This is a genomic window from Brevibacterium sp. Lmc1 (genome assembly GCF_057654315.1).
In genome coordinates, this window is sequence record NZ_CM172803.1 from 1,411,236 (window position 1) to 1,425,390 (window position 14,155).

The 14,155-nt window shown below is 63.1% G+C and carries 17 protein-coding genes; 12 read left to right on the top strand and 5 right to left on the bottom strand.

All coding sequences use genetic code 11. The features are described 5' to 3' along the window. Positions 1 to 28: 28 nt before the first annotated feature. Both AC239G_RS06175 and map read left to right on the top strand, forming a co-directional pair. The gene (locus tag AC239G_RS06175) at positions 29 to 595 is read left to right on the top strand and encodes an adenylate kinase (protein WP_139468548.1); all 567 of its coding nucleotides are present in this window, start codon (positions 29 to 31) and stop codon (positions 593 to 595) included. Then, a complete protein-coding gene (gene map, locus AC239G_RS06180; protein ID WP_139468547.1) occupies positions 592 to 1,428 on the top strand; it encodes a type I methionyl aminopeptidase in 837 nt (278 codons plus the stop codon). Before AC239G_RS06175 ends, map begins: the two co-directional genes overlap by 4 nt. A gap of 9 nt (positions 1,429 to 1,437) precedes the next feature. Here the strand turns inward: map and AC239G_RS06185 are convergent, their stop codons facing one another. Further along, entirely contained in the window at positions 1,438 to 1,677 is a 240-nt protein-coding gene (locus tag AC239G_RS06185; RefSeq protein WP_139468546.1) for a hypothetical protein, read from the bottom strand. 78 nt (positions 1,678 to 1,755) lie between these two features. On the opposite strand from AC239G_RS06185, the gene AC239G_RS06190 reads away from it, so the two are divergent. Beyond that, complete coding sequence (locus tag AC239G_RS06190) at positions 1,756 to 2,640, top strand: PaaX family transcriptional regulator (protein WP_139468545.1); 885 nt, start codon at positions 1,756 to 1,758, stop codon at positions 2,638 to 2,640. A 58-nt stretch (positions 2,641 to 2,698) separates the two neighbouring features. Here the strand turns inward: AC239G_RS06190 and AC239G_RS06195 are convergent, their stop codons facing one another. Next, on the bottom strand, positions 2,699 to 3,844 hold the full coding sequence (locus tag AC239G_RS06195; protein ID WP_139468544.1) for a MalY/PatB family protein: 1,146 nt from the start codon (positions 3,842 to 3,844) through the stop codon (positions 2,699 to 2,701). A 367-nt stretch (positions 3,845 to 4,211) separates the two neighbouring features. Here AC239G_RS06195 and infA point away from each other — a divergent pair, with 367 nt between their 5' ends. The 6 genes from infA (at position 4,212) to rplQ (ending at position 7,366) form a co-directional block, all read left to right on the top strand. Continuing rightward, complete coding sequence (gene infA / locus AC239G_RS06200; protein WP_009379245.1) at positions 4,212 to 4,433, top strand: translation initiation factor IF-1; 222 nt, start codon at positions 4,212 to 4,214, stop codon at positions 4,431 to 4,433. Positions 4,434 to 4,491: 58 nt separating this feature from the next. Further along, positions 4,492 to 4,605, top strand: a complete 114-nt coding sequence (gene rpmJ / locus AC239G_RS06205; RefSeq protein WP_009884960.1) for a 50S ribosomal protein L36 — start codon at positions 4,492 to 4,494, stop codon at positions 4,603 to 4,605. A gap of 212 nt (positions 4,606 to 4,817) precedes the next feature. Continuing rightward, positions 4,818 to 5,186 carry a 30S ribosomal protein S13 gene (gene rpsM, locus AC239G_RS06210; protein ID WP_025777905.1) on the top strand — a complete coding sequence of 123 codons (369 nt, stop codon included), beginning with the start codon at positions 4,818 to 4,820 and terminating at the stop codon, positions 5,184 to 5,186. Between the two features lie 51 nt (positions 5,187 to 5,237). Continuing rightward, positions 5,238 to 5,642 carry a 30S ribosomal protein S11 gene (gene rpsK / locus AC239G_RS06215; protein WP_025777904.1) on the top strand — a complete coding sequence of 135 codons (405 nt, stop codon included), beginning with the start codon at positions 5,238 to 5,240 and terminating at the stop codon, positions 5,640 to 5,642. Positions 5,643 to 5,795: 153 nt separating this feature from the next. Beyond that, the gene (locus AC239G_RS06220; protein ID WP_025777903.1) at positions 5,796 to 6,794 is read left to right on the top strand and encodes a DNA-directed RNA polymerase subunit alpha; all 999 of its coding nucleotides are present in this window, start codon (positions 5,796 to 5,798) and stop codon (positions 6,792 to 6,794) included. A 23-nt stretch (positions 6,795 to 6,817) separates the two neighbouring features. Further along, the gene (gene rplQ, locus AC239G_RS06225) at positions 6,818 to 7,366 is read left to right on the top strand and encodes a 50S ribosomal protein L17 (protein WP_482401569.1); all 549 of its coding nucleotides are present in this window, start codon (positions 6,818 to 6,820) and stop codon (positions 7,364 to 7,366) included. A gap of 465 nt (positions 7,367 to 7,831) precedes the next feature. Here the strand turns inward: rplQ and putP are convergent, their stop codons facing one another. Together putP and purU are read right to left on the bottom strand one after the other, a co-directional pair. Then, positions 7,832 to 9,352, bottom strand: coding sequence for a sodium/proline symporter PutP (gene putP, locus AC239G_RS06230; RefSeq protein WP_482401570.1), 1,521 nt, complete (start codon positions 9,350 to 9,352; stop codon positions 7,832 to 7,834). Between the two features lie 119 nt (positions 9,353 to 9,471). After that, entirely contained in the window at positions 9,472 to 10,323 is an 852-nt protein-coding gene (gene purU, locus AC239G_RS06235; protein ID WP_420095749.1) for a formyltetrahydrofolate deformylase, read from the bottom strand. A 168-nt stretch (positions 10,324 to 10,491) separates the two neighbouring features. Between purU and glyA the strand changes: the two genes are divergently transcribed. Together glyA and AC239G_RS06245 are read left to right on the top strand one after the other, a co-directional pair. Further along, positions 10,492 to 11,766: a serine hydroxymethyltransferase gene (gene glyA / locus AC239G_RS06240; RefSeq protein ID WP_487489989.1), complete on the top strand. Its 1,275-nt coding sequence runs from the start codon at positions 10,492 to 10,494 to the stop codon at positions 11,764 to 11,766. Then, positions 11,766 to 12,647, top strand: coding sequence for a bifunctional methylenetetrahydrofolate dehydrogenase/methenyltetrahydrofolate cyclohydrolase (locus AC239G_RS06245; protein ID WP_172173581.1), 882 nt, complete (start codon positions 11,766 to 11,768; stop codon positions 12,645 to 12,647). Before glyA ends, AC239G_RS06245 begins: the two co-directional genes overlap by 1 nt. Before the next feature lie 93 nt (positions 12,648 to 12,740). On the opposite strand, the gene AC239G_RS06250 is transcribed toward AC239G_RS06245, so the two are convergent. Beyond that, complete coding sequence (locus AC239G_RS06250) at positions 12,741 to 13,229, bottom strand: GNAT family N-acetyltransferase (protein WP_139468538.1); 489 nt, start codon at positions 13,227 to 13,229, stop codon at positions 12,741 to 12,743. Between the two features lie 86 nt (positions 13,230 to 13,315). On the opposite strand from AC239G_RS06250, the gene AC239G_RS06255 reads away from it, so the two are divergent. After that, positions 13,316 to 14,131: an exodeoxyribonuclease III gene (locus AC239G_RS06255; RefSeq protein WP_139907308.1), complete on the top strand. Its 816-nt coding sequence runs from the start codon at positions 13,316 to 13,318 to the stop codon at positions 14,129 to 14,131. Positions 14,132 to 14,155: the final 24 nt, after the last annotated feature.

Below are 14,155 nucleotides of genomic sequence, written 5' to 3' on the forward strand. Positions count from 1 at the left end.
AGCGGACATTCCATTGGAAGGACACCTTATGAGTTCACGCATCATCCTGATCGGCCCTCCCGGAGCCGGCAAGGGCACCCAGGCCGCACGCCTGTCCGAGGCGCTCGGCGTCCCGGCCATCTCGACCGGAGACATCTTCCGGGCGAATGTGAAGGGTGAGACCGAACTGGGCAAGCTGGCCAAGCGCTACATGGATGCCGGCGAGTACGTGCCCGACGAGGTCACGAACTCGATGGTCGCAGATCGACTGGCACAGGATGACGCAGCCGAAGGCTTCCTCCTCGATGGGTATCCTCGCACCAGCGCCCAGGTCGACGAACTCGACAGGATCCTCGCTGCAGAGGATAAGGCGATCGAGCACGTGGTCGAGCTCACCGCCGACACCGACGAGGTCGTCGCTCGTCTCCTCGCGCGTGCTCAGACCGAAGGCCGCAGCGACGACAGCGAAGACGTCATCCGCCATCGCCTCGACGTCTACGAAGAGCAGACCCAACCGCTGACCGATATCTACCGCAGCCGCGGTCTGCTTCGCCAGGTCGACGGACTCGGCGAAGTCAACGACATCACCGAGCGCATCCTCTCGACCATTCGATGATCTTCGGACCACGTATCGAGCTGAAGACTCCCGCAGAGCTTGAGCTCATGCATCGGGCCGGGCAGCTGACAGCAGAAGTGCTCTCAGCGGCCCGGTCCGCGGCCGTTCCCGGAGCCTCCACCGCCGAGGTGGACGCCGCTGCGGAAGCCGTCATCGACGCCGCCGGCGCCCGCTCGAACTTCAAGGGCTATCAGGGATTCCCTGCGGTCGTGTGCATATCCGTGAACGAGGAGATCGTCCACGGCATCCCGGGATCCCGTGTCCTCAACGCCGGGGACATCGTGTCGATCGACGGCGGCGCCGTCGTCGACGGCTTTCACGGGGACTCGGCGCTGACGATGATCGTCGGCGGCGACGAAGCAGGCACTGCAGCCGACCGTGAGCTGTCGTCTGCCACCGAGGCGGCTATGTGGGCAGGCATCGCGGCATTCGCGACCGGTACGAAGGTCAGCGACATCGGCGACGCCATCGATGACTTCGTCTCCGAATCATTCCCCCACCTGGGCCTCGTCGAGGAATTCACCGGACACGGAATCGGCACCTCCATGCATATGGCGCCTGAGGTCCTCAACTACCGTGCACGCTCGAACGGCCCGAAGATCAAGCCCGGAATGTGCTTGGCGATCGAGCCGATGCTCACCACGGGAGGTGCGGACACGCGCACTCTCGCCGACGACTGGACTGTCGTGACGGCGGATGGGTCACGGGCGAGCCACTGGGAACACAGCGTGGCCCGCCATGACGGGGGAGTCTGGGTACTCACAGCCGCCGACGGGGGAGCGGCCGGGCTGGCGCCGTTCGGAATCACTCCCGTGGCTCCGAAAGACGCCTGAGGGGAGAACTCAGGCGGCCGGCATCTGCTTTCTCAGGGCAGACCTGCCGACGAAGTAGACTGCGGCGAAGGTTCCGGACGCCGCCATCAGTGCGAGTGCGAACATCCACGTGGCCGTCTCGGCGATGGTGAATCCGAAGATCTGGAATGCGCAGAAGGCGATGAAAGCCGTGATCGCTCCCGCCAGCAGTCCGGAGGTGCGGGCCGTCTGGTAGGCGCGCTGATCCAGTGTGTGCTTCTCGTCATCCATGTCGTGGCTCCTCGTCGCTTGGCTGCGATCTCGGTCCTGTCGGCACCGATCCTTGTGTCTTCACGGTAGAATCCGGCCATGACGAGTGTCCACAATGTCCCGAAACGTCGGACAGATGTGGGCGATCGGTATCGGATGACGCGGATCGCCTTCGACGTGGTCTCCGTTTTCGGGTGCCTGCAAGCCAGTGGACTGCCGGGACCCGTCATCGTCAGCGTGCTGCGTGAACACGGGTATTCCTCCTCGAGCGTTCACAATCAGCTCGTACGGATGGTCCAACGTGGCATCATCAGCAGCGAACGAATCGGGCGGGTCTCCATCTACCGTCTGAGCGAACAGATCCTCTCAGATTTCGGTGACATCGCAGGCGATCACGTCTTCCCCGACTATGCGGGGCGCTTCCACACCATCGTGTATTCGGTTCCGGAAGCTGAACGCGGACTGCGCGACCGACTGCAGTACATTGCGCGGAGCTTGGGATACAGACAGCTGAGACCGGGAATCCTCATCGGCTTCGCAGACCAGTCCAGACTGCTCTCGAAGAGACTGCCCCACATCCCTGTTCCCGGCTGGTCAGAGGCAGGAGTGCTGACCCCCGAGTCCCTCGCGGCGGCACGCAGGATGACGACTCGGGCATTCGAACTCGACGCTGCTCTCGCCCAGCTGCCGCCTCTGGAAGAGCGCATGAACGCATTGAGTTCGGGGGGTTCGGCACCCGGCACGGGTTGCGCAGGGCTGAGCCTGGGAAGCTTCTTCGATCTGTACTACGACGTCGCCCGTGCAGTGATGACCCACCCGCTGCTGCCGGAAACTCTCGTCGACGGGACTCAGCCGGCTTTGCGGTTCCGTGCGCTGATGCGGCAGTGCAATCTCGAATACTATCTGCGCTTCGATCAGCTGATCCGCGAGTGCGCGGGAGCAAGCTCATCCTTCGAACTCATCGAATGGCTGCCCGAAGACTGATCAGTGTCGGGTGTGGAGGCCATTGGACATGTCGGTCAGAGGGCCCAGGGCATGGTGGTCAGAGTATCCGGGCGATCCTCTTGACCGCTTCGGTGAGCAGAGGTCGGGGGAGTGCGAAGTTGAAGCGGATATGTCCGGCCCCGACCTGTCCGCAGAGTCGACCTTCGGTCACGGCCACCGCGGCGCGGGATCGGATGTGATCGGACAGGTTCGACTCCAGTCCATAGCCGCGCAGATCCAGCCAGGCCAGATAAGTGCCTTCCGGTTCGATATAGGCGGCACCCGGCAGCAGTGACCCGACGAGATCGGTGAAGTGGTCGCGGTTGCCTTTGAGGTAGCCGGTGACTTCGCTCAGCCAGTCATTCGCATGCGTGTAGGCGGCGGTGGTGGCGAGTATCCCCGGGTTCGACGCGGCTCCGGAGACGAACTGTCCCTTCTTCGCCCAGACCTCACGGTCGCTGGGGGAGGTGAGGATGAGCTGGGCACATTTGAGGCCGGGGATGTTGAAGGCCTTCGACGCGGCTGTCGCGGTGGCGGTGTGGGCGGCGGTCGCCTCGGTGAGAGTGGCATACGGAATGTGCCGCGCGGGGGCGTAGACGACCGGTGCATGGATCTCATCGGAGAACACCCGGGCACCGGCCTTCTCCACGACGTCGGCGAGGGCCAGCAGTTCGGCCTCGGTGAAGACCTTGCCGATCGGATTGTGCGGATTGCACAGGACGAACGTGGCTCCGGGGGTCAGAACGGAGGCGATGGCATCGAGGTCGAATGACCAGCCGGACTCCGATCGCAGCATCGGGACTTCGATGAGCTCGCGGCCGGTCACTCGCGCGACATCGAAGAACGGCATATAAGCCGGTGTCGGCAGCACGATCGGAGTGTCGGGTGGGGTGAGGTGGGTGAGGACGCCGAGGAACGCAGCCAGCACATCACTGGCCGGTTCGATGTGACCGACGGGGATCCGCCAGCCGTAGTGCTCGGAGCAGAAACTCGAGGTCGCTGTTCTCAGGTCGGCGGTCAGGTCGGCGGGAGCGTAGCCGTAGAGGTCACGATCGTCGATGGTCTGCAGCGACTGCCGTACCGCGGGAGCCACCCCGAAGTCCATCTCGGCGATGAAGGCGCCGATGGAGCCGGGGAAGGACGACCACTTGCGGCCGCCCTTCGCGACAAGGGACTCCTCGGTGATGGCATCGAAATCGGACATCTCTGTGCTCCTTTTCGGGGACTGCGTCGGGTGCGGTTCTCACGCTAGCAGTCGGGGCGGCCGAGGTGCGCTCCATTCGTCGTCAGGGGACATGGGAACGGTGCGCCGCCTCGGCGAAGATGGGATTGTAAGGGACTTCGCGCTCAGAAGCGAACACCGTGTGGAAGATTCTTTCTCCGTAGTGTAGGGTTGATGATTGGTCTGTTCTCATTCAACTCACCCTTTTTCAGATGTGGGCGGCTTCTGCCATCCACTTCTTTTATGTGGTGACGAGGACTGCAGACCGAGGGGTCACCGGCATTGAGTCGGTGATACACGATTACGTCGAACGCGAAGGTTTCGCGGGAATACGAGGTTAGCGAACGATATGGCCAAAAAAGAAGGGGTCATTGAGATCGAAGGCACCGTTGTCGAGGCTCTGCCGAACGCATCGTTTCGGGTTGAGCTGAGCAACGGGCACAAGGTGCTCGCACATATCTCCGGAAAGATGCGTCAGCACTATATCCGCATCCTTCCCGAGGACCGGGTCATTGTGGAGCTGTCTCCATACGATCTCTCGCGCGGACGAATCGTTTACCGCTACAAGTAAGGATCTTCGATCATTCGCGTCCTGTCCGGCCGGGCAGGGACCGAAAGAAGGAAAAACGATGAAGGTTAAGCCCAGCGTCAAGAAGATCTGCGAGAACTGCCAGATTACCCGCCGTCACGGCCGGGTCATCGTCATCTGCTCCAACCCGCGCCACAAGCAGCGCCAGGGCTGAGCAGCTCGTTTCGAGCAGATCGAGGCTCCACAGCGGAGCCTCAGCAGCACCACACCCGCGCAAACCTCGCCATCTGCGTTCGGAGCCATGAGAAGTGAGAGCTTCCGGGGAACGGACACAGGACGATACCTCCGGTCGGGGGCCGGAGACCTTGGGAGACCAAGGACAGGTTTGCATCAGCACCTCCGAAACAACAACAGGAGACAGTACCCATGGCACGACTTGCCGGAGTCGACATCCCGCGCGAAAAGCGCGTGGAAGTCGCCTTGACTTACATCTATGGTGTGGGCCGCACCCGTGCGCGCCAGACCCTGACCGAAACGGGAATCAGCCCTGATACCCGTGTGAAGGACTTGAGCGACGCAGAGCTCGTCCAGCTGCGTGACTACATCGAGGGCACATTCCAGGTTGAGGGTGACCTCCGTCGTGAGGTGGCCGCCGATATCCGCCGCAAGGTCGAAATCGGAAGCTATGAAGGCCTGCGTCACCGCCGCGGTCTGCCGGTTCGCGGTCAGCGGACCAAGACGAATGCGCGTACCCGCAAGGGACCGAAGCGCACCGTGGCCGGTAAGAAGAAGTAACACGCTCACTCGGTTGGCTGAGGCCAACCACCTCGATCAGGAGTAGGACATATGCCTCCCAAGTCACGCGCCGCTACAGTGCGCAAGCCTCGCCGCAAGCTGAAGAAGAATATCGTTGCCGGCCAGGCCCACATCAAATCAACCTTCAACAACACCATCGTGTCGATCACTGATCCGACCGGTGCTGTCATCTCCTGGGCCTCCTCAGGTGAGATCGGCTTCAAGGGTTCGCGCAAGTCGACCCCGTACGCCGCTCAGATGGCTGCTGAATCGGCTGCTCGCCGGGCGCAGGAACACGGCCTGAAGAAGGTCGACGTGTTCGTCAAGGGGCCGGGCTCGGGCCGCGAGACCGCCATCCGTTCGCTGCAGGCCGCCGGCCTGGAACTGGGAACCATCCAGGATGTCACTCCCGTTCCGTTCAACGGCTGCCGTCCCCCCAAGCGCCGCCGCGGCTGATCCTTCCGTGGAACTGCAACGGATGACGGGTGAGATCCCGACATCGGTCGCAGAACGGATTCCCAGATAACCCGAACCGTTCTTCATGGCCTTTGTGGCCATGACGTGCAGTGCGAACGTCATATAGCGGATGTTCGCTGAAAGGAAGCCCACGTGCTCATTGCACAGCGCCCAACGCTCACGGAAGAAGTCGTCTCCGATAACCGCTCACGGTTCGCCATCGAACCGCTCGAGCCCGGATTCGGCTACACCCTCGGCAACTCGCTTCGCCGGACCCTGCTGTCCTCGATCCCTGGTGCCGCCGTCACGTCCATCCGGATCGACGGAGTGCTCCACGAGTTCAGCACCGTGCCGGGAGTCAAAGAGGATGTCACAGAATTCATCCTCAACCTGAAGTCCCTGGTCGTATCGTCCGAATTCGACGAACCGGTCGTCGCCTACCTGCGCAAGCAGGGACCTGGCACCGTGACCGCTGCCGATGTCTCTGCTCCTGCCGGGGTCGAGATCCACAATCCGGACCTGCACATCGCCACACTGAATGGTGAGGGTCGTCTGGACATGGAACTGACCATCGAACGTGGACGCGGATACGTTTCGAGCGCTCAGAACAAGAACGCGGATGCAGAGATCGGCCGGATTCCGGTCGATTCGATCTACTCTCCGGTTCTCAAGGTCACCTACAAGGTCGAAGCCACGCGTGTCGAACAGCGCACCGACTTCGATCGTCTGGTCCTCGACGTCGAAACCAAGCCCTCGATGACCCCGCGCGATGCCATCGCATCTGCGGGCAAGACCCTGGTCGAACTCTTCGGCCTGGCTCGAGAGCTCAACGTCGAAGCTGAAGGCATCGAGATCGGACCCTCGCCTGTGGACGCGGCACTCGCCGCCGACCTGGCGCTGGCGATCGAAGATCTCGACCTGACCGTGCGCTCCTACAACTGCCTCAAGCGCGAAGGCATCCACACCGTCGGCGAACTCGTTGCTCGCAGCGAAGCCGACCTGATGGATATCCGCAACTTTGGTTCGAAGTCGATCGACGAGGTCAAGGCGAAGCTCAACGAGCTCGGCCTGAGCCTCAAGGACAGTCCTGCCGGGTTCGAAGCCGGTCTCGTTGATGAGGACCAGTCCTACGTCGAAGACGAACAGTACTGATTAAGACCTAGGAGTAACTGACAATGCCAACCCCAACCAAGGGTCCCCGCCTCGGCGGTTCGCCCACACACGAGCGCATGATGCTCAACAACCTGGCAGCCCAGCTGTTCGAGCACAAGCAGATCAAGACGACTGTGACGAAGGCCAAGCGCCTGCGTCCGGTTGCCGAGCGCATGATCACGAACGCCAAGAAGGGTGACCTGGCCGCACGTCGTCGCGTGCTCGGCCAGATCTCCGACAAGTCGATCGTGCACGAGCTCTTCACCTCGATCGCCGAAACGATGGCCGAGCGTCCCGGTGGATACACCCGTATCACCAAGATCGGCCCCCGTCCCGGCGACAACGCCCCGATGGCCGTCATCGAACTGGTCCTCGAGCCCTACTCGCCGAAGCAGGCAACCGTGAAGGAAGCCGAACAGGCCACCGCCGCTGCCGCTCCGGCAGAAGAGGCACCGGCTGAGGCTGAGGTCGTCGACGAGGCTCCGGCCGAAGACGCCGCAGTCGAGGCAGAGTCAGCCGAGGCTGACGCCGAGACCGCTGAAGAGTCCAACGAGGCTGCCGAGGAGAAGTAAGCTCCTCGACCGACTGACGGCTCGGATCTCCGCAGCCGTGAGTCACACACTTCAGGCGGGCACCGACACAGGTGCCCGCCTGAAGTGTATTCACCGCTGGCGCGGGGATCGACAAGCACGTGCAGGCCGCCTCGGTGGGGTCAGTTTTCACGCACCTGTCCGACCACCTCGGCGTGAATGATTGCTCTTCGTTCCAATCATCGGTTTCGATTCAGATGATTGGAACGAGGAGCGATTACTCCGGTACGCAACCTGAGGCTCTCAACGCAATGTGATGTCACCGCATGAGTGACCGGCGCCCCGTCTGATCGGGCAGGCGTCTGCAGACGTACCGCGATCCGTTCAGTGCACGGACGGTGGGCAAGCCATGGGTCATACTGACGGCTCGATATGACGAAGGCCGGGGCACGATCGTGCCCTGGCCTTCGGTCAGTTCGCGTCGACTCTCACATCACGAGTCTGTTCTCACTTCACGCGGGAGAGTTCCACGGATTCTTCGAACTCGATGTCAGAGGCCTCATCGTGCTTGTAGGTGAAGCGACTGACGACCACGGCGACGATGAGGTTGACGATGAAGCCGGGAATGATCTCGTAGATCGAATCCGTCATCGGGGTGCTCACCTGGCCCCAGACGAAGGCCACGACCGCGCCGGAGAGCAGACCGAACAGGGCGCCCCAGTTGCTCAGACGCTTCCAGAACAGAGTGAGCAGGACGATCGGCCCGAAGGAGGCGCCGAAGCCTGCCCACGCGAAGGCGACGAGGTCGAGGATGCTGTTCGATGGTGAGATCGCGAGGACGACCGCGATGACGGCGACGACGAGCACGCCGAGGCGGCCGAGCAGTACGTAGGTCTTGTCCTGCAGCGTCCTCGTGGATCCGGTGCTCAGGGCGACGATCTTGAACAGATCCTCGATGAGCGCTGACGACGTGACGACGAGCTGCGAGGAGATCGTCGACATGATGGCTGCCAGCACCGCAGCCAAGACGAGGCCGGCGATGAACGGGTGGAAGAGGATCTGCGCGAGGTCGAGGAAGACGGTTTCGGCGTCTGCGGGTTCCATATCCGCGTGCTGAGAGAAGTAGGAGATGCCGACGATGGCGGTGGCGACGGCACCGAGCGCCGAGATCGCCATCCAGCCGACGCCGATGCGCCGAGCGACGGTGGCATCGGCGGGAGTGCGCAGGGCCATGAAGCGCACGATGATGTGCGGCTGGCCGAAGTAGCCCAGTCCCCAGGCCAGGGCGGACACGATCGACGCGATCGTCGCGAAGGTCCAGAATTCGTCTGAGCCGAAGAGGCTGAGCAGACCGGGATCGATTTCGGTGACGTTGTTGACTACCGTCGTCGGCCCGCCGGCGTTGATGACGGCGACGATCGGCACAGCCACCAGAGCAGCGAACATCAGCAGACCCTGGGCGACATCCGTGAGAGTCGCGCCGAGGAATCCGCCGAAGAGGGTGTAGATCATCGTGATCGCTGCGACGAGGAGCATTCCACCGAGGTAGTTGAGTCCGAAGCTCGACTCGAAGAATTTGCCGGCCGCCACCATGCCCGACGAGACGTAGAAGGTGAAGAAGACCAGAATGATGATGCCGCAGACGATGCGCAGCAGTCGTGTCCGGTCTTTGAGCCGCTGTTCGAAGAAGCTGGGGATCGTGATCGAGTCGCCGGCCTTCTCCGTGAACGCACGCAGGCGAGGCGCGACGATCTTCCAGTTGACCCAGGCGCCGACGGTCAGGCCGATAGCGATCCAGGCTTCGATGAGCCCGGAGACGTAGATGGCGCCGGGCAGACCCATGAGCAGCCACCCCGACATATCGGAGGCGCCGGCGCTCAGCGCGGCAACGCTGGGTCGCAGTCCACGTCCCGCGAGCATGTAGTCGTCGAGGTTGTTCTTCGTCTTGCGGTAGGCAAACCAGCCGATGGCCAGCATGCCGATGAAGTAGAGGACGATCGCGATCGTGCGGAAAGTGGTTTCCGACATTTGAGCTCAGCTCCTTCGATAGGCCGAGCCGACCTTACAGGACAAGAGGTCGCAGGTGTGAATTTCCTGTGCACCTCCTTGTTGCGAGAGTACACAGCGACACTGCTGGAGCGGCAGGCTCAGTCGAAGACGACGGTGCGATGGCCGTCCATGAGCACGCGGCCTTCGGCATGCCAAGCGACGGCCCGAGCGAGCACGGCCGCTTCGACGTCCTGACCGTGCCGGACGAAATCGGCGATCGCCTGATTGTGATCGACGCGGGCCACATCCTGTTCGATGATCGGCCCCTCGTCGAGGTCACTGGTGACGTAGTGGGCAGTCGCGCCGATGATCTTCACGCCTCGGGCATGCGCCTGATGGTAGGGCTTTGCGCCCTTGAAGCTCGGCAGGAACGAATGGTGGATATTGATGACCCGGCCCTCGAGGCGGGCGCAGAGGTCGGGGGAGAGGATCTGCATGTATCGGGCCAAGACGATGAGTTCGACCTCGAGGTCATCGACGAGAGTCGAGAGCCTCGCCTCGGCGTCGGCCTTCGTCTCCCGGGTGATCGGAATATGGTGGAAATCGTGGCCGTGGAACTCGGCGAGCGGACGCAGATCGGCATGGTTGCCGGCGACGCCGACGATGTCGATGGGCAGCTGACCGGCCGAATGCCGGAACAGCAGAGTGTTGAGGCAGTGCGCGGCCTTGGACACCATGATCAGGGTGCGGGTCTTCTTCTCCACCGGTTGCAGGCTCACAGTCATCGCGAACCGGGGAGCCACCTCGGCGAGTGCCTCTTCCACGGTCTGGGCCGTGGTCTCTGCAGGCGTCGAGAACTGCAGGCGCAGGAAGAACTGACGAGAATCGGGGGAGGAGAACTGCTGGGATTCGGTGATGTTGCCGCCCAGGCCCGCGAGCACCCCGGTCACGGCGTGGACGATGCCGGTCGAATCGGGGCAGGTGACTCTCAGGATCCATTCGCAGCTCATGGACTCGATCCTAATCGGTGGCTGCGCTCAACGCCCACTCCGAGTCGGCATCCGGATGGCGGTCGCGGCCCCGGAAGCAGGTGGCGTCGCTGTTAGCATGGTGCCGGGTGACGGCCGCGGTTTGCGCGCTGCCTCGCTCCCATCATCGGATGCCACAGGAGAGTACTCATGACCGAAAACTCGATGCAGGCTTCGCTTGCCGACATCGACCCGCAGATTGCCGAAGTCCTCGACCTCGAGCTGGGCCGCCAGCGGTCGACGCTCGAGATGATCGCCTCGGAGAATTTCGTCCCGCGCGCCGTGCTGGAAGCACAGGGGTCGGTGCTGACGAACAAGTACGCCGAGGGGTATCCCGGCAAGCGCTACTACGGCGGCTGCGAATACGTCGACGTCGCGGAGAACCTCGCCATCGACCGCGCCAAGAGCCTCTTCGGCGCCGACTACGCGAACGTCCAGCCCCATTCCGGTGCCTCGGCCAACGCCGCTGTCATGCACGCTCTGGCCCGTCAGGGTGACAAGATGCTCGGGCTGTCCCTGGCCCATGGCGGGCACCTCACCCACGGTATGAAGATCAACTTCTCCGGACGCCTCTACGATGTCGCCTCCTACGAGGTCGACCCCGATACCTACCGCATCGATATGGACAAGGTGCGCGAGAAGACTCTCGAACACCGCCCCGAGGTCATCGTCGCCGGCTGGTCGGCCTACCCTCGTCAGCTGGACTTCCAGGCCTTCCGCGATATCGCCGACGAAGTCGGTGCGAAGCTGTGGGTCGATATGGCCCACTTCGCCGGACTCGTCGCCGCCGGTCTGCACCCGAACCCGGTGCCGTTCGCCGATGTGGTGTCCTCGACGGTGCACAAGACCATCGGCGGGCCCCGGTCCGGTTTCATCCTCGGCAAGGAGGAGTACGCGAAGAAGCTCAACTCCGCCGTGTTCCCGGGACAGCAGGGTGGACCGCTCATGCATGTCATCGCCGCGAAAGCCGTGGCGTTCAAGCTCGCGGCCTCTGCCGAGTTCAAGGAACGTCAGGAACGCACCGTGCGCGGTGCTCAGATCCTGGCTGAGCGCCTGCTGGCCTCCGACGTCGCTGACGCCGGAGCCACCGTGCTCACCGGCGGCACAGATGTCCACCTCGTGCTCGTCGACCTGCGCAACTCCGCCCTCGACGGACAGCAGGCCGAAGATCTTCTGCACTCGGTCGGCATCACCGTCAACCGCAATGCCGTGCCCTTCGACCCGCGTCCGCCGATGGTCACCTCGGGGCTGCGCATCGGCACCCCGGCACTGGCCACCCGCGGATTCGGCGACAACGAATTCACCGAGGTCGCTGACGTCATCGCCGAGGCGCTCAAGCCCGGTGCCGACGTCGAGGCACTCGCCTCACGCGTGAAGAAGCTGAGCGACGACTTCCCCCTCTACGAAGGACTGGAGCAGTACTGATGGGTGCACAGATCCTCGACGGCAGAGCCTGCGCGAAGCAGATCAAGGCTGAACTCACCGAGGCGGTGGCGACCCTGGCAGAATCCGGAATCGTTCCGGGCCTCGGCACAGTGCTGGTGGGGGAGGACCCCGGTTCGAAGTGGTACGTCGCGGGCAAGCACCGTGACTGTGCCGAGGTCGGAATCAGTTCGATCCGCCGCGACTTGCCCGAGTCGGTAAGCCAGGAAGAGCTGCTGGCGGTCATCGACGAGCTCAACAAAGATGACGCCTGCACTGGCTACATCGTGCAGCTTCCGCTGCCGGACCATATCGACACGGACACGATCCTCGAAGCCATCGATCCGGCTAAGGACGCCGACGGCCTGCATCCGACCAACCTCGGCCGACTCGTGCTCAACGTGAACTCGGAGATCACCACTCCGCTGCCGTGCACTCCGCGCGGTGTCATCGAGCTGATCACCCGCAACGGCATCGATCTGGCCGGCAAGCATGTCGTGGTCATCGGTCGCGGGGTCACCGTGGGCCGGTCCATCGGTGCACTGCTGACTCGGCGTGAGCACAATGCGACCGTGACTCTGACGCACACCGGTACGCGCAATCTTGATGAGCTGTTGGCTCAGGCCGATGTCATCGTCGCGGCCGCCGGGGCGGCTCGCATCGTGAAGGCGGAGGCGGTCAAACCCGGAGCGATCGTCCTCGACGTGGGAGTCTCGCGTGAGACGGACCCGGAGACGGGGAAGTCGAAGATCGTCGGAGACGTGGATCCGGCGGTCGCCGAGGTGGCGTCCTGGGTCTCACCGAACCCCGGAGGCGTCGGACCGATGACTCGAGCCCTGCTGCTCAAGAATGTCGTCGACACCGCCCAACGCTCAGCCAACTGACCCCTATTACTACCTGACGGCGGCCCAGCAACCTCGCGCGAGGTTGCTGGGCCGCCGTCAGGTAGTTCTGGGAGGGTGGGCGGTGCCGGGTGCTCAGTCCTCGGGGAACTTGAGCTCGAAGAAGACGCGCGGGTTGCCCGGGCCGGCATAGTCCTCGATGAGCTCTCCGCTGAAGCCCATGGAGGAGTGGAACGAGATCGCACCCGAGGACTCCGGCATCGTCGTCGCCTGAACCGAGGAGGCACCGAGCTGACGGGAATGGTCGATGAAGTGCTGGTAGAGATGACGGCCGATTCCCTGGTGACGGAAATCCGACCGCGCTGCCACCAGGTGGATGTAGGCAGGACCATCATGGGGAATGACGCCGAGCAGGTATCCGACGATCTCCGAACGGTAGCGGGCGACGAGCCCCGAGGTGACGAACTGACGGAACCAGTAGGCATCATGGTCACCGCTGAGATCGCGGTCTCCCCAGAAGTTGGCTTGGGCGTCGAGCAGGAATTCGCGCATCTCGCGGGCGTCGACCTCATCGAGCGGACTGATGCTCAGCTGCTCGGTGTCGATAGTTTCGTCAACGGCCATTGCGCCTCCTGATGTGTTCGTACTTACCCTCACTCTATAACGCCCCGTCCCGGAAGAATAGTGCGCTCCATGTCATCATAGATCACATGATTCGGATTGCTTCAGTCAACGTCAACGGAGTCCGCGCAGCATGGCGAAAGGGGATGCCCACCTGGGTCGATGCAGCGAAACCGGACTTCATCACCCTCCAAGAAGTGCGCGCCGCGAACGATATCGCGCACGGTGTCCTTGCCGACACCGGATACACCACGATCAGCCATGATGCCGAGGCGAAGGGCCGCGCCGGCGTCGCCGTGATGGCCCGCACCGAACCCGAGGCGGTGCGCGAAGGACTCGGCGACGACGGTTACTTCGACCGGGCCGGACGCTGGGTGGAGACGGACTTCCGCCTCGGCGACGGATCGCTTCTGACCCTTGTGTCCGCGTACGTCCATTCCGGTGAGGCCGACACCCCCAAACAGGACGACAAGTACCGGTTCCTCGACCGCATGATCGAACGGATGCCGCAGCTGGCGAAGACCGCCGACCATGTGCTCATCACCGGCGACCTCAACGTCTGCCACACCGAACGCGACCTAAAGAACTGGAAAGCCAACCGGAAGAAGTCCGGATTCCTCCCGGAGGAACGAGCCTACTTCGACAAGTTCTTCGGTGAGATCGGCTATGTTGACGTCCACCGCGAACTCAGCGGCGATATCGACGGGCCCTACACCTGGTGGTCGATGCGCGGTCAGGCCTTTGACAACGACACAGGATGGCGCATCGACTATCAGATGGCCACTCCGGCCCTGGCCGAAACCGCGGTCAAGGCCACCGTGGACAAAGCCGACAGCTGGGCCGAACGCTGGTCGGACCACGCTCCGCTGGTCATCGACTACGACCTCCCGTCCGTCCAGGCCTGACCGCAGACCGAACGACAGACGAAG